The sequence below is a fragment of the uncultured Ramlibacter sp. genome (genome assembly GCF_936925435.1).
In the GTDB taxonomy this organism is placed as follows: domain Bacteria; phylum Pseudomonadota; class Gammaproteobacteria; order Burkholderiales; family Burkholderiaceae_C; genus Ramlibacter.
In genome coordinates this window covers 25210-51795 of sequence record NZ_CAKZHQ010000024.1, presented here as the reverse complement: position 1 = coordinate 51795, position 26586 = coordinate 25210, and the positions used below count along the sequence as shown (strand labels likewise).

The 26586-nt window shown below is 68.2% G+C and carries 21 protein-coding genes; 14 read left to right on the top strand and 7 right to left on the bottom strand.

Annotated features, from left to right (window positions below; all coding sequences use genetic code 11):
• The first annotated feature begins 17 nt into the window (after positions 1-17).
• The 4 genes from Q0632_RS12535 to Q0632_RS12520 all read left to right on the top strand — a co-directional run bounded on the left by Q0632_RS12535 (position 18) and on the right by Q0632_RS12520 (position 6596).
• The gene (locus Q0632_RS12535; RefSeq protein WP_298930133.1) at positions 18-4139 is read left to right on the top strand and encodes a YhdP family protein; all 4122 of its coding nucleotides are present in this window, start codon (positions 18-20) and stop codon (positions 4137-4139) included.
• Positions 4139-4948, top strand: coding sequence for a carbon-nitrogen hydrolase family protein (locus Q0632_RS12530; protein ID WP_298930130.1), 810 nt, complete (start codon positions 4139-4141; stop codon positions 4946-4948). Before Q0632_RS12535 ends, Q0632_RS12530 begins: the two co-directional genes overlap by 1 nt.
• A 98-nt stretch (positions 4949-5046) precedes the next feature.
• Positions 5047-5949 carry a hypothetical protein gene (locus Q0632_RS12525; protein ID WP_298930127.1) on the top strand — a complete coding sequence of 301 codons (903 nt, stop codon included), beginning with the start codon at positions 5047-5049 and terminating at the stop codon, positions 5947-5949.
• A complete protein-coding gene (locus tag Q0632_RS12520) occupies positions 5946-6596 on the top strand; it encodes a 2-C-methyl-D-erythritol 4-phosphate cytidylyltransferase (protein WP_298930123.1) in 651 nt (216 codons plus the stop codon). Before Q0632_RS12525 ends, Q0632_RS12520 begins: the two co-directional genes overlap by 4 nt.
• On the opposite strand, the gene Q0632_RS12515 is transcribed toward Q0632_RS12520, so the two are convergent.
• The 3 genes from Q0632_RS12515 to tkt all read right to left on the bottom strand — a co-directional run bounded on the left by Q0632_RS12515 (position 6493) and on the right by tkt (position 10928).
• Positions 6493-7746: an adenylate/guanylate cyclase domain-containing protein gene (locus Q0632_RS12515; RefSeq protein WP_298930115.1), complete on the bottom strand. Its 1254-nt coding sequence runs from the start codon at positions 7744-7746 to the stop codon at positions 6493-6495. The genes Q0632_RS12520 and Q0632_RS12515 overlap by 104 nt on opposite strands.
• A gap of 122 nt (positions 7747-7868) precedes the next feature.
• The gene (gene gap, locus Q0632_RS12510; protein ID WP_298930110.1) at positions 7869-8870 is read right to left on the bottom strand and encodes a type I glyceraldehyde-3-phosphate dehydrogenase; all 1002 of its coding nucleotides are present in this window, start codon (positions 8868-8870) and stop codon (positions 7869-7871) included.
• Positions 8871-8897: 27 nt separating this feature from the next.
• Positions 8898-10928 carry a transketolase gene (gene tkt, locus Q0632_RS12505; RefSeq protein WP_298930105.1) on the bottom strand — a complete coding sequence of 677 codons (2031 nt, stop codon included), beginning with the start codon at positions 10926-10928 and terminating at the stop codon, positions 8898-8900.
• A gap of 161 nt (positions 10929-11089) precedes the next feature.
• Between tkt and Q0632_RS12500 the strand changes: the two genes are divergently transcribed.
• From Q0632_RS12500 to Q0632_RS12470, 7 genes are all read left to right on the top strand, one after another.
• The gene (locus tag Q0632_RS12500) at positions 11090-11839 is read left to right on the top strand and encodes a nucleotidyltransferase family protein (protein WP_298930100.1); all 750 of its coding nucleotides are present in this window, start codon (positions 11090-11092) and stop codon (positions 11837-11839) included.
• A gap of 2 nt (positions 11840-11841) precedes the next feature.
• The gene (locus tag Q0632_RS12495; RefSeq protein ID WP_298930095.1) at positions 11842-13233 is read left to right on the top strand and encodes an aminopeptidase P N-terminal domain-containing protein; all 1392 of its coding nucleotides are present in this window, start codon (positions 11842-11844) and stop codon (positions 13231-13233) included.
• Between the two features lie 131 nt (positions 13234-13364).
• A complete protein-coding gene (locus Q0632_RS12490; RefSeq protein ID WP_298930088.1) occupies positions 13365-13871 on the top strand; it encodes a pilin in 507 nt (168 codons plus the stop codon).
• Positions 13872-13979: 108 nt separating this feature from the next.
• Positions 13980-14207 carry a DUF2061 domain-containing protein gene (locus Q0632_RS12485; RefSeq protein WP_298930083.1) on the top strand — a complete coding sequence of 76 codons (228 nt, stop codon included), beginning with the start codon at positions 13980-13982 and terminating at the stop codon, positions 14205-14207.
• A 159-nt stretch (positions 14208-14366) separates the two neighbouring features.
• A complete protein-coding gene (locus Q0632_RS12480; RefSeq protein ID WP_298930078.1) occupies positions 14367-16679 on the top strand; it encodes an NADP-dependent malic enzyme in 2313 nt (770 codons plus the stop codon).
• A 209-nt stretch (positions 16680-16888) separates the two neighbouring features.
• Entirely contained in the window at positions 16889-17293 is a 405-nt protein-coding gene (locus tag Q0632_RS12475) for a ribonuclease (protein WP_298930074.1), read from the top strand.
• Positions 17294-17338: 45 nt separating this feature from the next.
• The gene (locus tag Q0632_RS12470) at positions 17339-17767 is read left to right on the top strand and encodes a barstar family protein (RefSeq protein WP_298930697.1); all 429 of its coding nucleotides are present in this window, start codon (positions 17339-17341) and stop codon (positions 17765-17767) included.
• Between the two features lie 252 nt (positions 17768-18019).
• On the opposite strand, the gene rsmA is transcribed toward Q0632_RS12470, so the two are convergent.
• The 3 genes from rsmA to Q0632_RS12455 are packed head-to-tail and all read right to left on the bottom strand — an operon-like array spanning position 18020 to position 22498.
• On the bottom strand, positions 18020-18790 hold the full coding sequence (gene rsmA, locus Q0632_RS12465; protein WP_298930069.1) for a 16S rRNA (adenine(1518)-N(6)/adenine(1519)-N(6))-dimethyltransferase RsmA: 771 nt from the start codon (positions 18788-18790) through the stop codon (positions 18020-18022).
• Between the two features lie 20 nt (positions 18791-18810).
• On the bottom strand, positions 18811-20193 hold the full coding sequence (locus Q0632_RS12460) for a peptidylprolyl isomerase (protein ID WP_298930064.1): 1383 nt from the start codon (positions 20191-20193) through the stop codon (positions 18811-18813).
• Positions 20194-20200: 7 nt separating this feature from the next.
• Complete coding sequence (locus tag Q0632_RS12455) at positions 20201-22498, bottom strand: LPS-assembly protein LptD (RefSeq protein ID WP_298930694.1); 2298 nt, start codon at positions 22496-22498, stop codon at positions 20201-20203.
• A 141-nt stretch (positions 22499-22639) separates the two neighbouring features.
• Here Q0632_RS12455 and Q0632_RS12450 point away from each other — a divergent pair, with 141 nt between their 5' ends.
• From Q0632_RS12450 to Q0632_RS12440, 3 genes are all read left to right on the top strand, one after another.
• On the top strand, positions 22640-23737 hold the full coding sequence (locus Q0632_RS12450; protein ID WP_298930060.1) for a phosphotransferase: 1098 nt from the start codon (positions 22640-22642) through the stop codon (positions 23735-23737).
• A gap of 76 nt (positions 23738-23813) precedes the next feature.
• Positions 23814-24530, top strand: a complete 717-nt coding sequence (locus Q0632_RS12445) for a 16S rRNA (uracil(1498)-N(3))-methyltransferase (protein ID WP_298930056.1) — start codon at positions 23814-23816, stop codon at positions 24528-24530.
• On the top strand, positions 24527-25702 hold the full coding sequence (locus Q0632_RS12440; RefSeq protein WP_298930051.1) for an MFS transporter: 1176 nt from the start codon (positions 24527-24529) through the stop codon (positions 25700-25702). Before Q0632_RS12445 ends, Q0632_RS12440 begins: the two co-directional genes overlap by 4 nt.
• Here Q0632_RS12440 and Q0632_RS12435 read toward each other — a convergent pair.
• Positions 25674-26519: an alpha/beta hydrolase gene (locus Q0632_RS12435; RefSeq protein WP_298930047.1), complete on the bottom strand. Its 846-nt coding sequence runs from the start codon at positions 26517-26519 to the stop codon at positions 25674-25676. The two genes, Q0632_RS12440 and Q0632_RS12435, sit on opposite strands and share 29 nt — an antisense overlap.
• Positions 26520-26586 lie beyond the last annotated feature (67 nt).

The window sequence follows — 26586 nt, the reverse complement described above, 5'->3', positions numbered from 1 at the left end:
GCCACATCGAAGTTTTCATGAACGAGTCGCCACCGCCGCCCTCAAGTCTGCTCAAGACCTGCGCCGCCCTTGCAAAGTGGTTGTTGTGGCTTCTTGTGGCCTGCTGGCTGGTCCTGGCGCTGGCCTGGGGGGCGCTCCATGGCTGGATTGTGCCGCGAATCGGCGAGCTGCGCCCCGACCTGGAAATCGAGGCCTCACGGGTGCTGGGGGTGCCGGTGCGCATCGGCTCCGTCACGGCCCGCAGCGAGGGCCCCATCCCCTCGTTCGAGCTGCGCGACGTGGTGCTGCTGGACCCGCAGGGCCGTGAAGCCCTGCGGCTGGCGCGGGTGGTTGCGGCCCTGACGCCGCGCTCGCTGTGGAACCTGGGCTTCGCCCAGCTCTATATCGAGAAGCCCGAGCTGGACGTGCGGCGCAGCCGCGACGGCAAGATCTTCATCGCCGGCCTGGCCTTGTCCAGCGGCAGCAGCGGCGACGACGGCCGCGCGGCCGACTGGTTCTTCCGCCAGACCGAGGTGGTGGTGCGCGGCGGCACGCTGCGCTGGACCGACGAGTCGCGCGCGGCGCCGCCACTGGCGCTGGCAGACCTCGACTTCACCATGCGCAACAGCACCCGCCGCCATGCGCTGCGGCTCGATGCCACACCGCCGGCGCAATGGGGCGAGCGCTTCAGCCTGCGCGCGCTGTTCCGCCAGCCCCTGCTGTCGACCCACCACGGCCGCTGGCGCGAATGGGACGGCCAGCTGCACGCGGACTTTGCGCGCATCGACGTGTCGCAGCTGCGCCGCTATGCGGACCTGGGCGTCAATGTGGCCAGCGGCCGCGGCGCGCTGCGCGCCTGGGCCGACGTCAGCAAGGGCGAGGTCACCGGCGGCGTGGCCGACATGGTGCTGGCCGATGTGAATGCCACCCTGGGCGCCGGGCTGGCGCCGCTGGCACTGGACAACCTGTCGGGCCGGCTGGGCGGCAAGCGGCTGGCCGGCGGCTTTGATTTCGAGACGCGCGACCTGCAGTTCCGCAGCCATGAAGGCCAGCGCTGGCCCGGCGGCAACGTGGCCGTCACCTGGACCGAGGCCCAGGGCCAGCAGGCCGCACGTGGCCAGCTGCGCGCCGACAGGCTGGACCTGGCAGCGCTCAGCCAGGTCGCCAGCCGCCTGCCCCTGGGCAGCACCACCCACGCCGCGCTGGCCGCGCATGCGCCGGCCGGCCTGGTCGAAACCGTGCAGGCCAAATGGCAGGGGCCGCTGGCCGCGCCCCTGCGCTATGAGGCGCGCGGCCGCGTCTCGCGGCTGGAGATCGCGTCGCGGCCCGGCCTGGCGCATGGCGACAAGCCGGCAGCCGGCGTGCCCGGCATCCGCGGCGCGGCGCTGGACTTCGACTTCAGCGACAGCGGCGGCAAGGCCAAGCTCGCGCTGCAGGACGGCGCGCTGGACTTTCCCGGTGTCTTCGAGGAACCGGTCCTGCCCTTCCAGCAGCTGGCAGCCAACCTGCAGTGGCAGCGCAAGGGCGAGCAGCTTGAGGTCTCGGTCTCGGGCCTGAAGTTCAGCAACGCCGACACCCAGGGCGAAGGCCAGGTCAGCTGGCGCACCGGCGATGCCGGCGCACGCTTTCCCGGCGTGCTGGACCTGCAGGCCAGCCTCAGCCGCGCCGACGGCGCCCGGGTCTGGCGCTACCTGCCGCTGGGCGTGCACAAGCCGGCGCGTGACTATGTCCAGGCTTCGGTCCAGCAGGGCTCGGTGACCGAGGCGCGCTTTCGCGTCAAGGGCCGGTTGCACGATTTTCCCTTCGCCAACGGCCAGCCGGGCGAGTTCAAGGTCACGGCCAAGGTGCAGAACGTCCTGTTCGCCTATGTGCCGCCGCACGGCGCTGCCGGCACGCCGCAGTGGCCGGCCTTGAGCCAGTTGGCGGGCGAGCTGGTGTTCGAGCGCGGCGGCATGCAGGTCAAGGGCGCGACCGGCCGCTTTGCCGGCAGCGCGGGGCTGCAGGTCAAGGCCGACGCGCAGATTCCGCAGTTCCACGGCGCCGTAGTCAACGTGAACGGCAATGTGCGCGGGCCGCTGGCCGAATCGCTGGCCTTCGTCAACGCCTCGCCGCTGGCGGCCATGACCAGCCGCGCACTGGCCAAAACCAGCGCCAGCGGCAATGCCGAGGTCGTTCTGAAACTGGCGCTGCCGCTGGCGACCCTGGAGCGCTCGCGCGTGCAGGGCAGCGTGACTCTGGCCGGCAATGACATGCAGCTCTCGCCCGACAGCCCCATGCTGTCGCGCGCCCGCGGCGTCGTGGGCTTCAGCGAGCAGGGCTTCAGCCTGGCCGGCACGCAGGCGCGCGCGCTCGGCGGCGACGTGCGCATCGAGGGCGGCGGGCGCAGCGTGCCGGCCGGCTCGACCGAGCCCAGCGTCCAGGTGCGCGTGCAGGGCGCGTTCACCGCCGAAGGCCTGCGCCAGGCAACCGAGCTCGGCTCGCTCGCCCGCCTGGGCAGCAGCACCAGCGGCGGCGCCGCCTACAACGCCACGCTGGCAGTGCGGCGCGGCGTGATGGAGGTGATGGTCAACAGCACGCTGCAGGGGCTGGCGCTGAATCTGCCGCCGCCGCTGGCCAAGCCGGCCGACGCGGCGCTGCCGTTGCGCTACGAGAACGCCCTGGTGCGCGAGTCGCTCGCCGGCAGTGCAGCCCGGCTGCAGGACCAGGTGGCTCTGGACCTGGGCCGGGTGGCATCGCTGGCCTACATCCGCGATGTGTCCGGCGCCGAGCCGCGCGTGCTGCGCGGCGGCATCGCGGTGGGCCTGGCGCCGGGCGAGTCGGCCCCGCTGCCCGAGCAGGGCGTGCAAGCCAACGTCAACCTGGCCAAGGTGGACATCGATGCCTGGGAGGCCGCGCTGGCGGGCGTCGGCGTCGACGTGGCGCAGGGCCGCAGTGCCGTGCCGCGCGCCAGCCTGCCGACCTCGCAAAGCTATCTGCCGACGGTGATGGCGCTGCGCGCCAGCGAGCTGACCGTGGAAGGGCGCACCCTGCACAACGTGGTGGTCGGCGGCTCGCGCGAAGGCCTGGTCTGGCGCGCCAACGTTGATGCGCGCGAGCTCAATGGCTATGTCGAATACCAGCAAAGCGCCGGCGCGGGCAACGGCCGCGTCTATGCCCGGCTGGCGCGGCTGGCGATCGCCGCCAGCACCGCCAGCGAGGTCGAGACCCTGCTGGACCAGCAACCCGAAAGCATCCCGGCGCTGGACATCGTGGTCGACGACTTCGAGCTCAAGGGCCGCAAGTTCGGCCGGCTGGACATCAACGCGGTCAACCGCGGCGCCGGCGCGGTGGCGCGCGAAGGCGGCGTGCGCGAGTGGCGCCTGAACAAGCTGGGCCTGACCATGCCCGAGGGCAGCTTCACCGCCACCGGCAACTGGGCGGCGCTGGAGCCGCAGGCCGGCCCGGTGCGCGGCACGCGCGCGGCCGCCGAGCGCCGCCGCACCGTCATGAACTTCAAGCTGGACATCGCGGACTCCGGCCAGCTGCTGGCGCGCTTCGGCATGAAGGACATCGTGCGCCGCGGCAAGGGCAGGATGGAAGGGCAGATCGCCTGGACAGGCTCGCCCCTGGGCCTGGACTATCCCTCGCTGACCGGCGCCTTCAACGTCAACGTGGAGGCCGGCCAGTTCCTCAAGGCCGATCCCGGCATCGCCAAGCTGCTGGGCGTGCTCAGCCTGCAGTCACTGCCGCGCCGCCTGACGCTGGACTTCCGTGACGTCTTCAGCCAGGGCTTTGCCTTCGACTTCCTGCGCGGCGATATCACCATTCAACAGGGCGTGGCCGCCACCAACAACCTGCAGATGAAAGGCGTCAACGCCGCCGTGCTGATGGAAGGGCGGGCCGACATCGCCAAGGAAACCCAGGACATCAGCGTGGTGGTGGTGCCGGAGATCGATGCCGGCACGGCGGCCCTGGTGGCCGGCGCCATCAATCCCCTGATCGGCATCGGCACCTTCGTGGCCCAGATGGTGCTCAAACGTCCCCTGATCGCGGCGGCCACCCAGCAGTTCCACATCGACGGCACTTGGGCCGACCCGCGCATCACCAAGGTCGACCGCAAGGCGGCCCTGCCCGCCGCCGCCGAGGCCCCGCCCTCGGGCAAGGTCCAGGGGTCCAACTGATGCAGGCCGCCGCCCTGCAGATGGTGTCGGGCACAAACGTGCAGGCCAATCTGGCCACGGCACGCCAGCTGCTGGAGCAGGCTGCCGCCGCCGGCTGCGAGCTGGCCGTGCTGCCGGAATATTTCTGCCTGATGGGCCACAAGGACGGCGACAAGCTGGCCGTGCGCGAGGCCTTCGGCGACGGCCAGGTCCAGCGCTTCCTGGCGAGCGCGGCGCGTGAGCTGGGGCTGTGGGTGGTCGGCGGAACGCTGCCCATGGCCACGGGCGACGACGCCCATGTGCGCAACACTTCCCTGGCCTATGCGCCGACGGGCGAGTGCGTGGCGCGCTACGACAAGATTCACCTGTTCAAGTTCGACAACGGACGTGAGTGCTACGACGAGTCGCGCGTGATCGAATGCGGCGCCGCGCCTGTGGCCTTCGAGCTGCCATCGCGCGACGGCCGCGTCTGGCGCGTCGGCATGTCGGTCTGCTACGACCTGCGCTTTCCCGAGCTGTACCGCACCCTGGCGGCCGATGTGGTGCTGGTGCCCAGCGCCTTCACCCACGTGACGGGACAGGCGCACTGGGAGCTGCTGCTGCGCGCCCGCGCGGTGGAGAACCTGGCCTGGGTGCTGGCGCCGGCCCAGGGCGGCCTGCACGAGAACGGGCGGCGCACCTGGGGCCATTCCATGGTGGTCGATCCCTGGGGCCTGGTGAGCGCCCAGCGCGAGGCCGAGGGCGCCGGCGTGGTGGATGCCAGCCTGGACGGCCAGCGCCTGGACCAGCTGCGCCTGCAACTGCCCGCGCTCACGCACCGCGTGCTCTAGGCGCCAGCCTCGCTACTGTTTTCATAGCATCTAACGCTCATTGGGCGGGGGCTACAGGCCGATTTCTTTCGAAATTGCGGCTGCGCTACAGTCGGCCGATGCCTGCCGCAGCCCCTTCGTCCCCGCACATGGCCGTCTTGCAGCGTGCCGCTGCCAGCCTGGAGCGCGCCGGCCAGGCCCTGCGCCGCGCCGACTTCGACGCCATGCATGACGGCCTGCAGCAGGGCCTGGCCGACCTGGCGGCCTTGGCCCATGCCGGCCAGCTGCCGCGCCTGCCGGCGGCGCCGGCCGTCGCCTGGGACGGCGCGCGCATGGAGCGCTGGGTCTGGCAGTTGCTGGCACAGCTGAAACAGGCCGGCTGCCGCGCCTTTCCCTTCGCCGGCACCTTGCTGGGACTGGAACGCGATGGCCGACTGCTACCCCAGGACAAGGACGCGGACCTGGGCGTCTGGCTGGAAGACTTCACGCTGGCCTGCCGCGTGCTGCAGGCCCTGGGCCTGCGGCCGGTGGACAACGCGCCGCCGTTCGACAACATGGCCAGCCTGCTCGATCCGGCCAGCGGCCTGTCGGTCGACCTGTTCGGCATCCGGCGCGACCCGCTGGCGTGCCGGCTGGAAGGCGGTGTCTGGCTCTATGGCAGGCCGCCACACCACCAGCGCATCACCCACTATCCCTGGCTGGAGCTGGCGCCGCGCGCAGGCCCGGCCGGCGAGGTCTGGTGGCCCGAGCCGGCCGACGGCCTGCTCGCCGCGCTGTACGGCGACTGGCGCCAGCCGCAGCCCGAATGGGATTCGCTGGTGTCCTGCCTGGCGGTGCAAGACACCAATCTGCAATGGCGTTGCTGGGCGCTCAAGAGCCTGAGCGAGCGCTGGTTGTCCGGCGACCTGGGTCGCACGCGGCGATTGCTCGACCAGATCGAGCGGCGCGCCGGAGCGGACGCGCAACTGCGCAGCTACCGCGCCGCACTGGATGCGGCACTGGCGATGGCGGCCGGGCCATGAACGCGCCGCCGCGCGACCAGGTCTCGGTGCTGGTGCCGGCCGCGGGCGCCGGCGACCGCCTGGGGCGCGGGCCCAAGGCCTTGCTGATGCTGGACGGCCGCACAGTGCTCGAGTGGGTGGCCGACAAGGCGCTCCTGCTCGGTGAGGAAGTCATTCTTGCCTGCGTGCCGCAGGCACCCACGCTGGCCGGCTGCCTGCAGATTGCTGGCGGGCCCAGCCGGCAGGACAGCGTGTTGCGGCTGGCACGGGCCTCCAGCCGGCCCTGGGTGCTGGTCTGGGATGCGGCGCGGCCCTTCGGCTCGGTGGCACTGGCCCGCGCCGTGCTGGCGCAGGCGCAAGGCAGCGGCGCCGCCGGTGCCTGGCTGGACGCGCCGGCGCCGGGCGCGGCAGCGGGCTTTCAGACGCCGCTGGCCTTCCAGCGCACGCTGCTGCTCGAGGTGCTGGCGCGGGCTGAGCGTGAAGACTGGCAAGCGGCATCAACGATGGAACTGGTGCAGCGCGCCGGTCACCGGCCGCTGGCCGTGCCGGGCGAGACCAGCAACATCAAGCTGACCATGGCGCAGGACTGGGAACTGGCTGCGCGGCTGCTTCACTTGCTGGCGCCGGACCCAGCAGCCAGTAGGTGTGCATCTGGCCACGGCCCTTGATGTCCAGCACGCCGCGGGCCTGGAAGCGGAAGTTCTCATGGGCCTGCGCATGGACTTGCGCGCTCACCTGGATGGACCCCGGCTCACCGGTGGCCTCCATGCGGCTGGCCACATTCACCGTGTCGCCCCAGACGTCGTAGAGAAAGCGCTTGAAGCCGATGACCCCTGCCACGGCGGGGCCCACGTGGATGCCGATGCGCAGGGCCAGCTGGGTGCCGTTGGCGCTGTTGTAGCGGTCCATCGCCACCAGCAGATCCAGTGCCAGACGGCACAAGGCATCGAGCTGCTGGTACGAGACCACCATGTAGGCATCGCCTATGGTCTTGATCTTCTCCAGGCCGTGGCGCTCGACCAGCGCGTCGAAGGACGAGAAGATCTGGTTGAGCATCACCAGCACGGCATCGGGCGGCAGGCCGCGCGAGAGGCTGGTGAAGCCGGCGATGTCGGCAAACAGCACGCCCATGTTCTCGTGCTTGACGGCCACGACCCGGCCTGAGCGCTTGAGCTCGTCGGCAATGGCCGGCGGCAGCACGTTGGACAGCACGCCGTCGGCGCGCGCGCGCTCGGCCTGCGCGCGCTGCGTTTCCAGGTGCAGCTCCCGGTTGCGCGAGTAGGTGAAGCGGTCCAGCACGATGCACAGGACGACAACGCAAAACGGATTGACCAGGGCCATGACCAGCGCGATGGTGTCGCCGCCGCGGTTCCAGGCCGCCAGAGCCAGCACCGCCAGGCTGAGCACGTACATGGGCCGGCGCACTGGCCGCGGGGTGCACATCACGACCGCCACGAAGGTGCAGCCCGCCGCATACAACGACAGGTCGGGGCGCAGGGTCCAGCCCGGCGCCAGGCCGATCCAGGTGGTCAACACCATCATCAGGGCGCACAGCAGGTTCAGCGGCCATTCGCGGCCGCGCAGCTGCGGCGCCAGCCGGTCGGCCGCGACCACGGCCAGCGCCACGCATTCCGTGGCCAGCTGCCAGCCCAGCAACCAGGCCTGGGCGGGCGGCGGCGCGAAGGAGCCGCTGTGGATCCAGGGCGCGTGGATGGCTAGGGCGGCCGGCGGCAGCAGCACGGCCACGACCTTGCAGTAACGCACACCCTGCGCCCAGCTCTTGGCCGCCAGCCACGGCCGGAATGATGGATCGTCCATGGACCCTCCCTGGCGGCGGCGCGGGGCCACCGCAGGGCGAACCATACGCAGGCAGCGCGCAGGCGTCAACGCCCAAGAAAAACGCGCCCGAAGGCGCGTTGTCATGGAGCCAGGCGGGCGGCTTACTTGGCCGTCACGACCCGCACCATCTCCAGGCACTTGTTGGAGTAGCCCCATTCGTTGTCGTACCAGGACACGAGCTTGACGAAGGTGCCGTCCAGCGCGATGCTGGCGTCGGCATCGAAGATCGAGGTGCGGGCGTCGCCGCGGAAATCGGTGGCGACCACCTTGTCTTCGGTGTAACCCAGCACGCCCTTGAGCGCGCCTTCACTCTGCGCCTTCATCTCCGCGCAGATCTCCTTCATCGTCGCTTCCTTGACCAGCTCGCAGGTCAGGTCGACCACGGACACGTCCGAGGTCGGCACGCGAAAGCTCATGCCGGTGAGCTTCTTGTTCAGCTCGGGAATGACCACGCCCACAGCCTTGGCCGCGCCGGTGGACGAGGGGATGATGTTTTCCAGGATGCCGCGGCCGCCGCGCCAGTCCTTGTTGCTGGGGCCGTCCACCGTCTTCTGGGTGGCCGTGGCAGCGTGCACCGTGGTCATCAGGCCGCGCTTGATGCCCCATTTGTCGTTGAGCACCTTGGCCAGCGGCGCCAGGCAATTGGTGGTGCACGAGGCGTTGGAGACGATGGCCTCGCCCTTGTAGGTCTTGTCGTTGACGCCAAAGACGAACATCGGCGTGTCGTCCTTGCTAGGGGCCGAGATGATGACCTTCCTGGCGCCGGCGGCCAGGTGCTTGCCCGCGCCGTCCTTGTCCAGGAACAGGCCGGTGGACTCGATCACCACTTCGGCGCCGACCTCGTTCCACTTGAGGTTGGCGGGATCACGCTCCTGCGTCAGGCGGATCTTCTTGCCGTTGACCACCAGGGTGTTGCCCTCGACCGAGACCGTGCCTTTGAAGCGGCCGTGCACGCTGTCGTACTGCAGCATGTAGGCCAGGTAGTCGGGTTCGAGCAGGTCATTGATGCCGACAATTTCGATGTCGGAAAAATTCGCCACGGCGCTGCGCAGCACGTTGCGGCCGATGCGGCCAAAACCGTTGATGCTTACCTTGATCGTCATGAGTGGTTGCTCCAGGATGATGAAAACTTATTTGGCGAGGACGGCACGCACGGTGTCGGCGACGTTTTCCGGCGTGAAGCCGAAGTGTTTGAACAGCACGGGCGCCGGGGCCGATTCGCCATAGGTGTCGATGCCGACGACGGCGGCGCAGCCGTACTTCCACCAGCCATCGCTCACGCCCATTTCCACCGCGATGCGCGGGATGCCGGCGGGTAGCACGCTGGTCTTGTAGGCCGCGCTCTGGCGGTCGAAGGCCGTGGTGCTGGGCATGGAGACCACGCGCACGGCGATCTTGCGCGCGGCCAGCAGTTCCTGCGCCTTCAGAGCCAGCTGCACTTCGGAGCCGGTGGCGATGATCACCGCCTGCGGCTTCTTCTTCAGGCCCACCTCGTCGGGTTCGGCCAGCACATAGGCGCCCTTGCTGATGTCTTCCAGGCCGGTCTTGGGCGCGTAGGGCAGGTTCTGGCGCGACAGCAGCAGGGCCGTCGGCCGCTGGCTGTTTTGCAGGGCCACGGCCCAGGCCACGACGGTTTCGGCCGTGTCGCAGGGACGCCAGACGTCCAGGTTGGGGATCAGGCGCAGGCTGGCGGCGTGCTCGATCGACTGGTGGGTGGGGCCGTCCTCGCCCAGGCCGATGGAGTCGTGGGTGAAGACGTGGATGACGCGCTGCTTCATCAGCGCCGCCATGCGGATGGCATTGCGGCTGTAGTCGCTGAAGGTCAGGAAGGTGCCACCGTAGGGGATGTAGCCACCGTGCAGGGCCACGCCGTTCATCACCGCCGCCATGCCGAACTCGCGCACGCCGTAGTTGATGTGGCGGCCGATCTTGCCTTCGTCCGTCTTCTGGACCTCGCCGGCCAGGTCGAAACGCAGGGCCGGCGTGCTCTTGGTGTTGGTCAGGTTGGAGCCGGTCAGGTCGGCGCTGCCGCCCAGCAGCTCGGGCAAGGCTGCGGTAAAGGCTTCCAGTGCCAGCTGCGAGGCCTTGCGCGAGGCCACGGTCTCGGCCTTGGCATGGGCACCGACGGCGGCATCGACCGCGGTCTGGGCGAAGTTCTTCGGCAGCTCGCCCTTCATTCGGCGCACAAATTCGGCGGCCAGCGCCGGATGGGCGGCCTTGTAGGCGGCGAAGCGCTTGTCCCATGCGGCTTCGCTGGCCTGGCCCCTGGCCTTGGCATCCCAGTCGGCGTAGACCTCCTTGGGCACGCTGAAGGGCTCGTGCGGCCAGCCCAGAGCCTCGCGCGTGAGCTTGATCTCGTCGGCGCCCAGCGGCTCGCCGTGGGCCTTGGCGGTGTTGGCGCGGTTCGGGCTGCCCTTGCCAATGTGGGTCTTGGCGACGATCAGGGTGGGCTTGTCGGCGCTGTTCTTCGCGTCGGCAATGGCGCGGTCCAGCGCCTTGACGTCGTGGCCGTCGACCGGGCCGATGACGTTCCAGCCATAGGCCTTGAAGCGCGCCGGCGTGTCGTCGACGAACCAGGGGGCGACCTGGCCGTCGATGGAGATGCCGTTGTCGTCGTACACCGCCACCAGCTTGCTCAGCTTCCAGGCGCCGGCCAGGGCGCAGGCCTCATGGCTGATGCCCTCCATCAGGCAGCCATCGCCCAGGAAGACGTAGGTGCGGTGGTCGACCACCGTGTGGCCGCTCTGGTTGAATTCGGCCGCCAGCAGCTTCTCGGCCAGCGCCATGCCTACCGCATTGGTGATGCCCTGGCCCAGCGGGCCGGTGGTGGTCTCGACGCCCGGCGTGACGCCCACTTCGGGGTGGCCGGCCGTCTTGCTGTGCAGCTGGCGGAAGTTGCGCAGCTCGCCGATCGGCAGGTCGTAGCCGGTCAGGTGCAGCAGGGCGTATACCAGCATGGAGCCATGGCCGTTGGACAGCACGAAGCGGTCGCGGTCGAACCAGTGCGGATTGACCGGGTTGTGCTTGAGGTGGCTGCCCCAGAGCGCGACGGCGATGTCGGCCATGCCCATGGGGGCGCCGGGATGCCCGGAGTTGGCTTGCTGGACAGCGTCCATGGAGAGCGCGCGAATGGCGTTCGCCATCTGTTGTTGGTTGGCCATGGGAAAGGAGCTCCGGGGGAAGGTCAGGGGAATCCCGTATTTTACCGGTCGCTCCCCGGACCGCCCGGCGCGGCGGGAATGGCCTGCGCCTTCGTCTAAAGTGGCGCCATGCAAATGCTTGATATGACCCCCTGCTGCGCCGGCGCCGGGCGCGCCGGCGCATGAGCGGCGCCCAGGCCATGGTCCTGGCCGCCGGCCGCGGCGAACGCATGCGGCCCCTGACCGACACCTGCCCCAAACCCCTGCTGCAAGTGCAGGGCAAGCCGCTGCTGCAATACCACCTGGAGGCGCTGGCCCGCGCGGGCTTTTCCGACGTGGTCGTCAACACCGCCTGGCTGGGCGAGCAGATTGAGAACCGTTTTGCCCTCTACCCCCCGGCAGATGGACCTGAGCCGCTATCAAATTCGCAGCAACCGCGGATTCATTACTCGCGCGAGGGCCGTGACTTCGGTGGCGCGCTGGAGACCGCCGGCGGCATTGCCCGCGCCCTGCCGCTGCTGGACGAGGTGTTCTGGCTGGCCGGCGGCGATGTCTACGTGCCCGGCTTCGCCTTCAGCCGCGCAGCACTGGAGCGCTTTGCCGCCAGCGGCAAGCTGGCCCACCTGCTCCTGGTGGCCAACCCGCTACACAACCCCAAGGGCGACTTCGGCCTGCGCGCTGACGGCCTGGCCCTGAACACCGCCGACACCCGCTACACCTATTCCACCCTGGGCCTGTACCGCAAGACCCTGTTCGCCGGCTTGCCGGGGGGCAACCCCGACGGCATCAAAGCCCCGCTGGCCCCCTTGCTGCGTGCGGCGATGGACAATGGCCAGGTCACAGCCGAGGTTTACAGCGGTGCCTGGACCGACGTCGGCACGCCCGAGCGGCTGGCCCAACTGAACGCAGCCCCGTCGCGGGCGGAGATTTGACAATGAGCAAGCACAACGCCATCTACGCACAGCGCCGGGCCAGCATGGCGGCACAACTCGGTCCCAACGGCATCGCCATCATCCCCACGGCGCCCGAGCGCCAACGCAACCGCGATAGCGACTTCCTGTTCCGGCATGACAGCTACTTCTACTACCTGACCGGTTTCACCGAGCCCAATGCCTGGCTGGTGGTCACGGGCGACGGCAACAGCACGCTGTTTTGCCAGCCCAAGGACCTCGAGCGCGAGATCTGGGACGGCTACCGGCTGGGCCCCGACGCCGCCCCGGCCGCGCTGGGCGTGCAGGCAGCGCATCCGGTGACGGAACTGGACAGCCGCCTGCCACAGCTGCTGGAGAACCGCGACGCCGCCTGGTACCCCTTTGCCATCCACGAGGGCCTGGAGGCGCGTGTCGGCGGCTGGCTCAACAAGGTGCGCGCCCGCGTGCGCTATGGCGCGCTGTGCCCGGAACAGCAACGCGACCTGTGCGGCATCGTCGATGAGATGCGCCTGGTCAAGGACGCGCATGAACAGGACACGATGCGGCGCGCCGCGCAGATCAGCGCACGCGCCCACATCCGCGCCATGCAGCTGTCGGCGCGCATGTTGCGCGACGGCAAGGACGTGCGCGAATACCACCTGGACGCCGAGCTGCTGCACGAGTTCCGCCTGGGCGGCTCGCAATACCCGGCCTATGGCTCCATCGTCGCGGCAGGCGCCAACGCCTGCGTGCTGCACTACCGCGCCGATGCCGCGCCCGTGCGCGACGGCGACATCGTGCTGATCGACGCCGGCTGCGAGCTCGACGGCTATGCCAGCGACATCACCCGCAGCTTCCCGGCAAATGGCAGGTTCACGGGTCCGCAGCGCGCGCTGTACGACCTGGTGCTGGCCTCGCAGGAGGCGGCCGTGGCGGCCACCAAGGCCGGCGCCCGTTTCACCGACCCGCACGAGGCGACGGTCAAGGTGCTGGCCCAGGGCATGCTGGACCTGGGCCTGCTGGACCGCAACAAGGTCGGCGGCGTCCAGGACGTGATCGACACGCGCGCCTATTTCCAGTTCTACATGCACCGCACCGGCCACTGGCTGGGGATGGACGTGCACGACTGCGGCAGCTACATCGAGCCGTCCCAGGTGGGGGAGGTCAGCGAGCGCAAGGACCCGCTGTCCAACGAGCTGATCAAGAACCGCCCCAGCCGCATCCTGCAGCCGGGCATGGTGCTGACGATCGAGCCGGGCATCTACGTGCGGCCGGCCGATGGCGTGCCCGAGCAGTTCCACAACATCGGCATCCGCATCGAGGACGATGCCATCGTCACGCCCAACGGTTGCGAGCTGATCTCGCGCGGTGTGCCGGTCGATGGCGGCGAGATCGAGGCCCTGATGCGCGCCTGAGGGCGCACGGTCGACCAAATTGGGCGGATTACCGCCCAAAAATGTCACTTTTTGTGAGGTTTGCACCGTTTTACAAGGTATTGGTGCGTGGCATAGGATTTGCCTGATATCGACCCTTCGAGGGGAAGTCGATGACAAGCAAGCGCCTTCAGCAGGCCGGATTCACGCAGATCGAATTGATGATCACGGTGGCCATCGCTGCCATCCTGGGCTCGATCGCGGTGTCGAGCATGCGCGATTACACCCGGCGGGCGCGGATTTCCGAGGTCGTGTTGGCCACCAACACCTGCAAGGGCGTCGTGACGGAGAACTACCTTTTGCGGGACGAGGCGCCGGACGCCGGCACCTGGGGTTGCGAGGCGGCAACCGGTGCCACCGCGTATGCGGGCGCAGTCCAGACATCCTCCGACGGCGTCATCCGCGTGGCCATCACCAACATGGACGGCCTGGTCAACGGCCAGCATGTCTACCTGGTGCCCATGCTCAGCGACGAGACCTCGCCGATGGTCACCCCGGACCATCTGGGCCGCAGCGTCGGCGTCTGGCTCTGCGGTTCCGACTGGAAGCCGGTTCGCAACGCCCTGCCCGCCAATTGCCGCGCGGACACCACCAGCTATTCGTCGCAGACATTCAACTGAGCGCAGCGCTGGGCTATCAATCGAATAGGCAGTCGCAATTGGCAAAAACTATCAGTTCTCACTAGCATCCAGGCATCGGCTCACAGCCTGCCTGTCTAGGAGTTCACCATGGCCCAGATCGCCCGCGCCAACCTGCCCACGCTGAAGAAAACCGGCAGCTACTACCTGCTGCACATCGCGGTCGCCTCGATCGTGGCCTATGCGGTAACCGGCAACCTCATGGTGTCGCTGACCTTGAGCCTGCTCGAGCCCACCGTCCAGGCCTTTGCCTTCTTTGCCCACGAGAAAGTCTGGCAACGGCTGGGCGGCGTCAAGCCTGCCGCCGCCGCATCCTGAGACCGTCATCCTTCGTCCAGGTCACAAGCCCTAGGACTTTTTCAACCCGGGTCCGCGCGAAGGACGTCCCGCACGCGGGTCTACAATCGCACTCCCTTACAGAAGCTGACGGTGCCTTCGAACCGCCGCTTTCGCTGTGTGTTCAGGAGACGCCACAACATGCCCCCCATCACCAAGGTGAACTCGGAAGAAAAACGTGCCGAGCTGCGCCAGGCCGCACTCGAGTACCACGAGTTTCCGACCCCCGGCAAAATTGCCATCCACGCCACCAAGCAGCTGATCAACCAGCATGACCTGGCACTGGCCTACTCGCCCGGCGTTGCTGCGCCCTGCGAGGAGATTGCCAAGGACCCCAACAACGCCTTCAAGTACACCGCCCGGGGCAACCTGGTGGGCGTCATCACCAATGGCACGGCCGTGCTGGGCCTGGGCGACATCGGCCCGCTGGCCGCCAAGCCGGTGATGGAAGGCAAGGGCGTGCTGTTCAAGAAGTTCGCCGGCATCGATGTCTTCGACATCGAGATCAACGAGAAGCACGACCTGGACAAGCTGGTGGACATCATTGCCGCCCTCGAGCCCACCTTCGGCGGAATCAACCTCGAAGACATCAAGGCGCCCGACTGCTTCTACGTGGAACGCAAGCTGCGCGAGCGCATGAAGATCCCTGTCTTCCATGACGACCAGCACGGCACGGCCATCGTGGTCGGCGCGGCCATCCTCAACGGCCTGAAGGTCGTGGGCAAGGACATCAAGAGCGTCAAGCTGGTCACCTCCGGCGCTGGCGCCGCGGCACTGGCCTGCCTGGGCCTGCTGGTCAAGCTGGGCATGCCGCGCGAGAACATCTGGGTCACCGACCTGGCCGGTGTGGTCTACGAAGGCCGCACCGAGCTGATGGACGAGGACAAGGCGCAGTTCGCGCAGAAGACCTCCGCCCGCAAGCTGGCCGAGGTGATGGAAGGCGCCGACGTCTTCCTGGGCCTGTCGGCCGGCGGCGTGCTCAAGGCCGACATGGTCAAGACCATGGCCGCCAGTCCCCTGATCCTGGCGCTGGCCAATCCCAATGCCGAGATCGAGCCCGACGAGGCCAAGGCCGTGCGGCCCGATTGCGTGATCGCCACTGGCCGCACCGACTATCCCAACCAGGTCAACAACGTCCTGTGCTTCCCCTACATCTTCCGCGGCGCGCTTGACTCCGGCGCCACCACCATCACGGTGGAGATGGAGATCGCCGCGGTGCATGCGATTTCCGAACTGGCCCAGGCCGAGCAAAGTGAGGTGGTGGCCGCGGCCTACGCCGGCGAGCAGCTGGCTTTCGGCCCCGAGTACCTGATTCCCAAGCCCTTCGATCCGCGGCTGATGATCAAGATCGCCCCGGCGGTTGCGCAGGCAGCGGCCGACAGCGGTGTGGCGCTGCGCCCGATCAAGGACATGGACGCCTACCGCGACAGGCTGCAAAGCTTCGTCTACGCCTCGGGCACGACCATGAAGCCGATCTTTGCCGCCGCCAAGATCGCTCAGAAAAAGCGCGTCGCCTACTGCGAAGGCGAGGAAGAGCGCGTGCTGCGCGCCGCCCAGATCGTGGTCGACGAAGGCATCGCGCGGCCCACGCTGATCGGCCGGCCGGCCATCATCGCCCAGCGCATCGAGAAATTCGGCCTGCGCCTGCGCAGTGACATGGACTACGACGTCGTCAACGTCGAACAGGACCTGCGCTACCGCGACTTCTGGCAGACCTACCACCGCATGACCGAGCGCCAAGGCGTCACGGCGCAGATGGCCAAGATCGAGATGCGCCGGCGCCTGTCGCTGATCGGCGCCATGCTGCTGCACAAGGACGAAGTCGACGGCATGATCGTCGGCACCTGGGGCAACACGGCGATGCACCTGCATTACATCGACCAGGTCATCGGGCGGCGCGAAGGCGTCAACACCTACGCCTGCATGAACGGGCTGGTGCTACCCAATCGCCAGGTCTTCCTGGTCGATACCCACGTCAACTACGACCCCACGGCCCCCCAGTTGGCCGAGATCACGGTGATGGCGGCCGAGGAGATGATGCGCTTTGGCTTCAAGCCCAAGGTCGCCCTGCTGTCGCATTCCAACTTCGGCAGCAGCAACCACCCCAGCGCGCTGAAGATGCGCCAGACCCTGGAGCTGCTGCGCATCCAGGCGCCCTGGCTGGAAGTCGACGGCGAGATGCACGGGGATGTGGCGCTGGACGGCGCGGCCCGCAACCTCATCATGCCGCACAGCACCCTGGCCGGCGACGCCAACCTGCTGGTTATGCCCAACATCGACGCCGCCAATATCTCCTACAACCTGCTCAAGACGGCGGCCGGCGGCAACATCGCCATCGGCCCTGTCCTGTTGGGAGCGGCCAAGCCGGTGCATATCCTCACCGCAAGCACCACAGTGCGTCGCATCGTCAATATGACAGCCTTGACGGTTGCCGATGCCAATGCGGCAAGATAAGGCTACACCAGACAGCTGGCACTAACTTATCTGCTTGTCAACTGGGCCGTAAAGGCCTTCGCGGCTGCCCAAAAATTGGGCAGCCGCTTGCGTTTTGGGGCGGGATAAGTCACACTAGCGCTCTTGATTTTCCGGGTTTACCCGTGGATCCCCAGGGTCCAAGGAGTCCGGAAATGGCGTCCAAGGTCACCTAGAAGGTCCGTTCTTTCATGGCGCGTTTCGCGGCTGTCAAGTTTGCGCTTACTAGCTTCTTGTTGGCAGCGGCAGTCACCGGCTCCGGCTTGGTGCAAGCCAAGTCTCCGGTGGACCGCCCTGCAGGGAGCACATCAGCCGCCGTCAAGGTGTCTGAGTTGCCGCCGCAGGGCCGGGACACCTACGAACTGATCCGCCAGGGCGGGCCTTTTGCTTATGACAAGGACGGCACGGTGTTCGGCAACCGGGAGCATTTGCTTCCGTTCGAGAAGCGCGGCTATTACCGCGAGTACACCGTGAAGACGCCTGGATCGCGCGACCGGGGAGCCCGGCGCATCGTGTGCGGTGGACCCTCGAGAGCGCCGGACGCCTGTTATTACACCGCTGACCATTACGCAAGTTTTCGCAAGATCGTGGAGTAGCCAATGAAGCGGGATCTGTTTTTGACCATGGAAAGAGACACGGGGATGGATATGCCACTTCGTAAGGAAGTTAACGAGACGCCGCTCAAGGGCGTACGCAGCAATATCGTGCAATCGATCCGCGCCTTCCGGGTGCAGGATCTGCAAGATAGCGCCAGTGCGCTCGCTCATCATTTCCTGTATGCCAACCTGGCCAATGCCCAGAGCAAGCAGGACGTGCTGGACCTGCTGGCCCAGCAATTCATGCTGCCGGCGCATTTCGGCAAGAATTTCGACGCGTTGTACGACTGCATGACTGACCCTGTGCATAAATCGGGCCCGCAGCCCGGCTTCATCGTCGTGCTCGAGCAAATTCCTGCCAACGCCAAGTTCGACAAGGAAGCGCGCGAACAGCTGCTGGACATCTTCCGCGACACGGCCGATTACTGGGCCGACCGGAAAATTCCATTCAGGTGCTTCTATTCTTTTCTGTAGCCCGTTCTGCGCAAAACAGCCAAGCAGAACGGGCGAATGAGGCACCTGGTACCGAAGCCACCCCTGGCATCGTCGCCGCTCCCGTCGAACCCGGCGAAAAAATGCCCACCGACAAGCTGGTGGACGTCTCGCCCCTGGCGCTGCGCATGAGCAGCCCGTTCAACGCAGGCTACTGGCTCGCCGCCGCCTGAAAGACCGTTGACCGCCCAGAAAACCCGCCGCGCTCCGGCGGGTTTTTTCATGGGCGCGGTGTCATGGGGCGGGGGGTAGCGCCTTGACCAGGGCGATGTACTCGTCCACCGGCACTTCCTCGGCGCGCCGCTGGATGTCGAAGTTGCCGGCAAAGCCCTTGTTCTCCAGCCATTTGCCCAGCGTGTGGCGCAGGATCTTGCGGCGCTGGCTGAAGGCGACCTGGACCAGCTCGGAGAGGAGCTTGGCGTCCACCACCGGCGGGTCGGCCAGCGGCACCATGCGCACCACGGCGCTGTCCACCCGCGGTGGCGGCTCGAAGGACTCCGGCGGCACGAACAGCACGTTTTCCATCACATAGCGCCATTGCAGCATCACCGACAGCCGGCTGTAGTCGGCCGTCGCGGGCCGCGCCACCATGCGGTCGATCACTTCCTTTTGCAGCATGAAGTGCTGGTCTTCGATGCTGTCGACCGCCTCCAGCAGGTGAAACAGGATAGGCGTGGAGATGTTGTAGGGCAGGTTGCCGACGACCCGCGTCTTGGCAACACCCTGGGTGCGCGCCACCGCGGCAAAGTCCACCTTGAGGACGTCCGACTCGATCACCTCCAGCTGGCCGTGGCCGCGCAGGCGGGCGGCCAGGTCGCGGTCCAACTCGATCACGGTCAGCCGTCCCAGGCGTTCGACCAGAGGCTGGGTCAGGGCCGCCAGGCCCGGGCCAATCTCCACCATGGCCTGGCCCGGCCGCGGATCGATCTCGTGCACGATGGCCTCGATGATGGCCTGGTCGGCCAGGAAATGCTGGCCGAACCGCTTGCGTGCAATGTGCTTCATGCGCAGTCGAGCGAGGCCATTTACTGGGGTGGCTCACGGTATTCGACGTAAGCGCGGCCGCGCACGTCCTGCGCCCACTGGGCATAGGCCTCGTCGAGCTTCTTCTCGCGCACCAGATTGCGTGCGATCTCGCGCTGCTCGCGCTGGCTGAGCGAGGACTGGCGCCGCTCCAGCAGCTGGATCAGGTGGACACCGAAGCGCGAGACGATGGGATCGGCGATCTTGCCCGGCGCCAGGCTGTCCACCGTGGCCTCGAACTCGGGCACGAACATGCCGGGATTGCTCCAGCCCAGGTCGCCGCCATTGCGCCCACTGGCGTCCTGCGAGAACTCGCGCGCCAGCGCCGCGAAGTCGGCCTGGCCGGCTTCAATGCGCTTCTTGAAGTCGGCCAGGCGCTCCCGCGCAGCGGTCTCGCTCAGCTGGGCGTTGGGCCGCAGCAGGATGTGGCGCGCGTGGGATTGGGTGACATGGATGCCGGGCAGGCCGCCCTGGCGCTTTTCCACCACCTTGATGACGTGAAAGCCTGCGCCGGAACGCACGACTTCGCTGATGCCGCCTTCGCGCAGGGTCTTGGTAGCCTCGACGAACAGCGGCGGGTAGCGGTCGGCCGTGCGCAGGCCGACCACGCCGCCGCTGCGGTCCGCTCCCTGCGCGTCCGACAGCTCGCGCGCCAACTTGGCGAAGTCTTCGCCGGCACGCGCCCGCTCCTGCGCCCGCTGGGCCTTGGCCCGCAGCGTCGCCAGCTGGGCTTCGCCGGTGTTCTCCGGCACCGCCACCAGGATGTGGGCCAGGTTCAGCTCCAGCGACGACAGGTCGGTCGAGCCCTGCTGCTCACGGATGTAAAGATCAATGTCCTGGTCGGTCACCTTGACGCGCGAATCGAGTTCCCGGTCGCGCAGGCGCTGGAGAAGGATCTGATTGCGCAGATCGTCGCGAAATGCCGCCACGGGAATGCCGTCAGCGGTCAGGCGCCGGCGCAGCTCGGTCACGCTGACCTGATTCTGGCGCGCCACGTTCTGCTCGGCCGCGTCGACCATGCCTTCGTCCGCCTTGATGCCATTGCTCACCGCCAGCTGCAGCTGGGCTTTTTCGCTGATCAGTCGCTCCAGCACCTGGCGCGCCAGTTCCGGCCGCGCCGGCAGAGGCGAGCCCTGCTGGGTCAGCTGCTGTTCGAAGCGCACCAGGCGGGCCCGCAACTCGTTGTTGGTGATCGGCTCGGAATTGACCACCACCACGATGTAGTCCGCCGCACGCGGCGTGTTGTCGGCAGGGCGTGCGGCCGGACGGTTCACGCCCAGCTGGGGCGTCGGCCGCAGGCCCTGGGCCGCCGCCGGCACGCTGGACACGGCAGCCGCCGCGCAGGCCAGCCAGAGGGCAAGGGCATGTCGATCGTTGGATTTCATGGTGCGGCTATTCGTAATTGCTGAAGCGGCTGGGGACGGTGACCTGCTCACGCAGGAACTGGTAACGGGGGACATTGTCCTTCAGGCTCTTCAGGGCGTTGGAGCCCACGCGGGTGAAGCCGATCAGCTCCAGCTGGAACAGGACACGCTTGTTCGCCGTCGTGGTGCTGCTCTGCAGGCGCTCGAAAACGACGCGGCCCAACCAGCAGCCGGCATCGTACTCCAGGCCCACCACCGCATCGACCACCCGGCTGTCCTGCAGGCTGTAATTGAGCCGGCCGACGCTGTACCAGCGCCCTTCGCCTTCGCCCTGGCCAGGGCCCAGGTTCTGGCCCTTGTCTCCCCACAGGTCGTTGAGCGGCCATTGCCAGCCCAGGTCGACCTGCTCGCTGGTGCCGCGCTGCAGCCGGTAGGCCGCGCTCACCACCCGGTAGTTGCCGGGGCTGTAGCGGCCGCCCAGGCTGGAGCGGATCGAGCGGCCGTCCTTGGGGTTGTACTGCACGGTGGCGTCGGTGCTCCAGCGCGGCACCCAGTTGACCGAGGCGCCGAACAGCAGGTCCGACAGCCGCTCGCTGACCGGCGTGCCGCCCGGCAGGGTGACCAGCTGGTCCTTGAAGCGCAGCCGCTGGGCGATGCCAAAGCGCGCCGCCTCGGCGCCCGTGTCGGGATCGAGCAGGCGGGTGGTGGCGCCGACGGTCAGCAGGTTGTTGTCCGAGATCCGGTCGTTGCCGCCGAAGGCGTTCTCGGTGTAGATGGTCGCGAAATTGAAGTCGTTGGACGCCGAGTCGTAGTTGGGCAGCTGGCTCTGATCGCGGAACGGCGTGTAGACGTAGAAGGCGCGCGGCTCCAGCGTCTGGCGAAAGCTGCGGCCAAAGTAGGCGGCGTCGCGCTCGAACACCAGGCCGCTGTCCAGGCTGAAGGTCGGCACGGTGCGCTGGGCCGCCAGGCCGCCATTGGCCAGCGGCGCGGCGAAGTTGTATTGCGTGGTGTGCAGCTGCAGCTTGGGCGTGACGAAGCCGCCCGGCGCCAGCCAGGGCCGGCTGACCTGGGCCAGCAGGTAGGTGCGCTTGCCATTGGGCTGGCCGGTCAGGTGCGGATCCGACTCGAACTGCGTGTAGTCGGTCTCGACCGAGGCATCCAGGCCGGCGGCGAAATCGTTGCGCACGTAGCGGCCCACCACCTGCGGCAACCGGTCATAAGGCGGCACGATGGGCGCGCTGACGTCCTGCAGGGTCTGCCATTTCAGGGCCCGCGCCTGCAGCGTGAAATTGCCCTGGCCCCAGGACAGCGCCCCATCGTTGGCCAGCAGACGCTGGGTCAGGGATGGCGTGCTGCGGGAGAAATCGCGCCAGTAGTCGTCGTCGCTGACCCGGTTGAGGTTCAGGTTCAGGCCCAGCGCGCTGGCACCCGGCACCGGCGTGCGCAACGCGCCGTCATGCTTGAGCGCATAGGCCCAGCGGTCGCGGTCGCGCAGCGAGTCGTTGGGCATGAAGTTGGCCCGGGCCAGGCCCGTGTAATCGCGCTCCAGGTAGCGGAACTCGCCGCCCAGGTCGATGCCGCGTTTGCTCATCAAGGCCGGGTAGAAGGTCGCGTCGCGATTGGGCGCGATGTTCCAGTAGTACGGCAACATCACCTCGACACCGTTGAGGTTGTCGATGCCCACGGTGGGCGGCAGCAGCCCGGACTTGCGCTTGTCACTGAGCGGGAAACTCAGCTCCGGCAGCGGCGGCAGGATGGGCACACCCAGGAATTTGAGCGAGGCGTCGGTGGCCTGGCCGACTTCTTCCTCGTTGTCGATGTGCAGGCTGCCGGCGCGCAGGATCCAGTCGGGCATCCAGCTGGGGCCCGGATGGCGCCGGCAGGTGGTGTAGGTGGCGTTGCGGATGATGGCCCGCTTCTCGTCGATGAAGTCGATGCGGTCGGCGCCGCCATAGGCACCGTTCTTCAGGAAGTGGTACTGCGGCTGGTCGAAAAAGCCCTCGAAAGCGTCGAGCTTGAGCTCCAGCTGCGGCCCTTCGAAGACGTCGCCGGCCTTGTTGATGCGCACATTGCCCTGCGCCTTGGCCAGGTCGTCGGGCTGCTGGTATTCCAGGCGGTCGGCCCGGATCACGGTGTCGCCGCGGCGCATGACGGCGTCGCCCTCGACCACCGTCTCCAGCTCGGTGCGGCCGGAAATGCGCTGGCCACTGACGAAGGTGGGAAGCGAGCCGCGCACATCGCCCGGGATGTCCTCGCGCAGCATGGGGCTGGACTTGAGCTGCGGCCCCGGTTCCTGCTGCGCGCGCACGGCAGCCGGCTGCAACATGGCACAAGCGACCAGGGCCACCGGGGTCAGGGCAAAGCGGGCACGGGACGACCGGGCTGTCAAGGCATGCATCGAGGAATTGGGGAGCGCCGGCGGCGCCGGGAGGGCCGCCGTCCAATGCGTTTGTAGAATGGATTATCCATGAGCGCCCCCCAGCTTCCCCCTCTCGCATCCCCCAGTGCCGGCGCCGCCGTCACCTGGGACCATCCCCAACGCGAAACAGCCTTCCGGCGCTGGCTGGACAGCGTCGCCGGCGCGCACGGCCTGCAGGCCGCCAGCCTGCGCATCGCCTCGGCCGACGCCAGTTTCCGCCGCTACCTGCGCATCGATGCCGCACAAGGCAGCCGCATCATCATGGACGCGCCGCCCGACAAGGAGAACTGCCGGCCCTTCGTCCAGGTTGCCGGCCTGATGGCCAATGCCGGCCTGCAGGTGCCGCGCGTGCTGGCCTGGGACGAAGCCGGGGGCTTCATGCTGCTGGACGACCTGGGGACGCAGACCATGATCGAGGTCGTGGACCGCGAGAACCCCGCGGCCAACCAGGGCCTGTACATGCGTGCTGTCGACGCCCTGATCTCCTGGCAGCTGGCCTCCAGGCCCGGGGTGCTGCCGTCCTATGACCAGGCCCTGCTGGAGCGCGAACTGGCCCTGTTCCCGGACTGGTACCTGGGCCAGCACCGCGGCATCACGCTGGAAGGCAAGGCCCGCGCCACGCTGGACAGCGCCTTCGAACTGATCGTGCAGCGCAACCTGGCCGTGCCATCGGTCTATGTGCACCGCGACTTCATGCCGCGCAATCTGATGATGCCAACGGATGTGTCCGAGCCCCGCTTGGGCGTGTTGGATTTCCAGGACGCGGTCTACGGCCCCATCACCTACGACATCGCCAGCCTGATGCGCGATGCCTTCCTCAGCTGGGATGAGGAATTCGTTCTCGACATCACGGTGCGCTACTGGCAAAAGGCGCTCAAGGCCGGCCTGCCGGTCAACAGCGACTTCGGCGAGTTCTGGCGCGGCGTCGAGTGGATGGGCCTGCAGCGCCACCTCAAGGTCGCCGGCATCTTTGCCCGCCTCAGCCTGCGCGATGGCAAGCCCAAGTACCTGGCCGACACGCCGCGCTTCATGGCCTACATCCGCGCCACCCTCAACCGCTACCGCGAGCTGGGCCCCCTGCTCAAGGTGCTGGACGAGGCCGAGGGCGTGGCTGTGGCCAGCGGCTATGCCTTTGGCCGCGTTTGATGTCAAATTCGGCCCAAAACCCGCGTCCAATGGGCCTGTACAGCTATCAATTTGATAGCCTCCGGGACTGAGCACCATGCCCCGTTTTCACTGCCCGGCAGCCCTGCAGACCGGTGCCACGCTCGACCTGCCCGCCGGCGCGGCGCGCCATGTCCAGGTGCTGCGCATGCAACCCGGCCAGGCGCTGACGCTGTTCAACGGCGAAGGCGGGCAGTGGGAGGCCGTCATCACCCAGATGGGCCGCAGCAACGTGGCCGTGCAGATCGGCGCCCACCAGGCCATCGAGCGCGAGGCGCCGCGCGCCATCCATCTGGCGCTGGGCATGCCGGCCAACGAGCGCATGGACTGGCTGGTCGAAAAGGCCACTGAGCTGGGCGTGGCCTCCATCCAGCCCCTGTTGGCCGAGCGCAGCGTGCTGCGCCTGGCCGGCGAGCGCGCCGCCAAGAAGCAGGCCCATTGGCAGGGCGTCGCCATCGCCGCCTGCGAGCAGTGCGGCCGCAACCGCGTGCCCGCCATCCATGCCCCCACGGACCTGGCCGCCTGGTGCGCCAGCGCGCCGCAGGCCACGCGGCTGGTGCTGTCCCTGCAGACGCAGTCGCGCACGCTGGCCGATGCGGCCTCTGGCACGGGGCCCGTGCTGGTGCTGTCCGGCCCCGAAGGCGGGCTGAGCCCCCAGGAGGAGCAGGCCGCGCAGCGGCACGGCTTCGCACCCGTCACGCTCGGTGCGCGCGTGCTGCGCGCCGAAACCGCGCCGCTGGCCGTTCTGGCCGCGCTCACCCTGGGCGCCGCATGAACCGCAACCTCTGGCTGCTGGCAATCTGCCAGGGCCTGTTCCTGACCAACAACGTCACATTCATCGCCATCAACGGCCTGGTCGGGCTGGCGCTGGCGCCGCTGGGCTGGATGGCGACGCTGCCGGTGATGGGCTATGTGCTGGGCGGCGCGCTGGCCACCGGCCCGGTGGCCCGGGTCCAGCAACGCTTCGGCCGCAAGGCCTCGTTCCTGTCGGGTCTGGCCGTGGCCGTGCTGGCCGCCTTGCTGTGCGCCTGGGCCGCCTGGAGCCGCGACTTCTGGCTGCTGTGCTTTGCCACCCTGGTGGCCGGCTATTACAACGCCAACGCCGGCCTGTACCGCTTTGCCGCCGCCGAACTGACCGCGCCGGCGACGCGCGAGAAGGCCGTGTCGCTGGTGATGGCCGGTGGCCTGCTGGGCGCCGTGCTCGGGCCCAACCTGGCGGCCCGCACGCGCGACCTGACGGCCGCGCCCTTCGCCGGCGCCTATGCCGCGCTGGCCGGCGTCGCCCTGCTGGCCATGCTGCTGATGGCCTTCATCCGGTTCGCGCCTGCGCCGGCGCAAAGCGCGTCCCAGGGCGGGCGGCCGCTGGCGCAGATCATGCGCCAGCCAGTCTTCATCGTCGCCGCGGCGTCGGGCGCCCTGGGCTTCGGCGTGATGAACCTGCTGATGGCGGCGACACCGCTGGCCATGCAGCAGTGCGGCCTGCCGTTTGCCGACGCCGCCTTCGTGCTGGAGTGGCATGTGCTGGGCATGTTCGCGCCGGGCTTTTTCACCGGCCACCTGATCAAGCGCTTCGGCCCACTGCCGGTGATGGGCGTGGGCGTGGCCCTGAACTTCGCCTGCATCCTGGTGGCCCTGTCAGGTGTGCAGCTGCAGCAGTTCACCCTGGCGCTGCTGCTGCTGGGCGTGGGCTGGAACTTCCTGTTCACCGGCAGCACGACGCTGTCGCTGTCGACCTACCGGCCGGAGGAACGCGACCGCGCGCAGGGCGCGCTGAACTTCTTCGTGATGGCCACGCTGGCCGTAAGCTCGCTGGCCTCGGGCGTGCTGGTCACGACCCAGGGCTGGACCTTGCTCAATTACGGCTCGCTGCTGCCGGTGGCGCTGACCGGCGCCGGCCTGCTCTGGCTCTGGCGCAAGCTCAGAAGCGCGCGTCCAGCCACGCCCTGAGGCAGTCGAACACCGGCTCGGGGTCGGCCTCGTTGAAGATCTCGTGGAAGAGGTCATCGAAGCAGCGCGCTGTCAGCAACTCACTGGGCGCGGCGGCGGCGAAGTCGCGGCTGCCTTGCGGGTTGACCAGGCCATCGCTGCCGGCATACATCAACAGGGTCGGCACCGTCCACTTGGGTGCTCGCTGGACCACCATCGGCCCGCCATCGGCAATGAAGCGCGCCAAGGCGCCGGAGATCCGGTCGTGCACGCGCGGATCGTCCTTGTAGGCCTGCACCACCGCCGGGTCGTGCGAAATGAGATTGGGGTCCAGGCCATTGCCCACCGTCAGGTTGGGGGCGATGCGCGGCAGGATGGCCAGCAGCAGTTTTTGCAGCCGGTTCAGGCCCGGGTTGAGCACCGGCGAGGACAGCACCAGGGCGTCGATCGGGCGCCGCCGCAGCGCGACGAAGCAGCTGGCCACCAGGCCCCCCATGCTGTGGCCCAGCAGGATCAGCGGCAGGCCATCGGGCATGCGGTGGCGCACGCTGTCCACCACGTCGGTCAGGTCCTCGATCAGCCGGCCGCGGGCGGGCAGCGCGCCGCGCTTGCCGCCGGATTCGCCATGGCCATACTGGTCATAGCCGCGCACGGCAAAACCCCAGCTGGTCAGGCGTCGGGCGACCAACTCGTAGCGGCCAGCGTGTTCGCCCAGGCCGTGCACCACCAGCACCACCCCCCGCACCGGCAAGTCCTCGGGGACCGACCAGTCCTGGACAGCCAGGTTGTCGCCATCGCTGGCCGTGAAAGTGGAGAGGGTTGAGCTGCTGACCGTCATTGCCGTAATCTTGAGCCGAGGTGGGACGGCCTTGCAATCCATCGCGGATCAGCGGCGCTCCGGCGCC

Excerpts from the sequence above, each read along its gene's own strand:
- Q0632_RS12535 (WP_298930133.1), top strand. The coding sequence starts at position 18 with ATGAACGAGTCGCCACCGCCGCCCTCAAGTCTGCTCAAGACCTGCGCC.
- Q0632_RS12530 (WP_298930130.1), top strand. The coding sequence starts at position 4,139 with ATGCAGGCCGCCGCCCTGCAGATGGTGTCGGGCACAAACGTGCAGGCC.
- Q0632_RS12525 (WP_298930127.1), top strand. The coding sequence starts at position 5,047 with ATGCCTGCCGCAGCCCCTTCGTCCCCGCACATGGCCGTCTTGCAGCGT.
- Q0632_RS12520 (WP_298930123.1), top strand. The coding sequence starts at position 5,946 with ATGAACGCGCCGCCGCGCGACCAGGTCTCGGTGCTGGTGCCGGCCGCG.
- Q0632_RS12515 (WP_298930115.1), bottom strand. The coding sequence starts at position 7,746 with ATGGACGATCCATCATTCCGGCCGTGGCTGGCGGCCAAGAGCTGGGCG.
- gap (WP_298930110.1), bottom strand. The coding sequence starts at position 8,870 with ATGACGATCAAGGTAAGCATCAACGGTTTTGGCCGCATCGGCCGCAAC.
- tkt (WP_298930105.1), bottom strand. The coding sequence starts at position 10,928 with ATGGCCAACCAACAACAGATGGCGAACGCCATTCGCGCGCTCTCCATG.
- Q0632_RS12500 (WP_298930100.1), top strand. The coding sequence starts at position 11,090 with ATGAGCGGCGCCCAGGCCATGGTCCTGGCCGCCGGCCGCGGCGAACGC.
- Q0632_RS12495 (WP_298930095.1), top strand. The coding sequence starts at position 11,842 with ATGAGCAAGCACAACGCCATCTACGCACAGCGCCGGGCCAGCATGGCG.
- Q0632_RS12490 (WP_298930088.1), top strand. The coding sequence starts at position 13,365 with ATGACAAGCAAGCGCCTTCAGCAGGCCGGATTCACGCAGATCGAATTG.
- Q0632_RS12485 (WP_298930083.1), top strand. The coding sequence starts at position 13,980 with ATGGCCCAGATCGCCCGCGCCAACCTGCCCACGCTGAAGAAAACCGGC.
- Q0632_RS12480 (WP_298930078.1), top strand. The coding sequence starts at position 14,367 with ATGCCCCCCATCACCAAGGTGAACTCGGAAGAAAAACGTGCCGAGCTG.
- Q0632_RS12475 (WP_298930074.1), top strand. The coding sequence starts at position 16,889 with ATGGCGCGTTTCGCGGCTGTCAAGTTTGCGCTTACTAGCTTCTTGTTG.
- Q0632_RS12470 (WP_298930697.1), top strand. The coding sequence starts at position 17,339 with ATGGATATGCCACTTCGTAAGGAAGTTAACGAGACGCCGCTCAAGGGC.
- rsmA (WP_298930069.1), bottom strand. The coding sequence starts at position 18,790 with ATGAAGCACATTGCACGCAAGCGGTTCGGCCAGCATTTCCTGGCCGAC.
- Q0632_RS12460 (WP_298930064.1), bottom strand. The coding sequence starts at position 20,193 with ATGAAATCCAACGATCGACATGCCCTTGCCCTCTGGCTGGCCTGCGCG.
- Q0632_RS12455 (WP_298930694.1), bottom strand. The coding sequence starts at position 22,498 with ATGTTGCAGCCGGCTGCCGTGCGCGCGCAGCAGGAACCGGGGCCGCAG.
- Q0632_RS12450 (WP_298930060.1), top strand. The coding sequence starts at position 22,640 with ATGAGCGCCCCCCAGCTTCCCCCTCTCGCATCCCCCAGTGCCGGCGCC.
- Q0632_RS12445 (WP_298930056.1), top strand. The coding sequence starts at position 23,814 with ATGCCCCGTTTTCACTGCCCGGCAGCCCTGCAGACCGGTGCCACGCTC.
- Q0632_RS12440 (WP_298930051.1), top strand. The coding sequence starts at position 24,527 with ATGAACCGCAACCTCTGGCTGCTGGCAATCTGCCAGGGCCTGTTCCTG.
- Q0632_RS12435 (WP_298930047.1), bottom strand. The coding sequence starts at position 26,519 with ATGACGGTCAGCAGCTCAACCCTCTCCACTTTCACGGCCAGCGATGGC.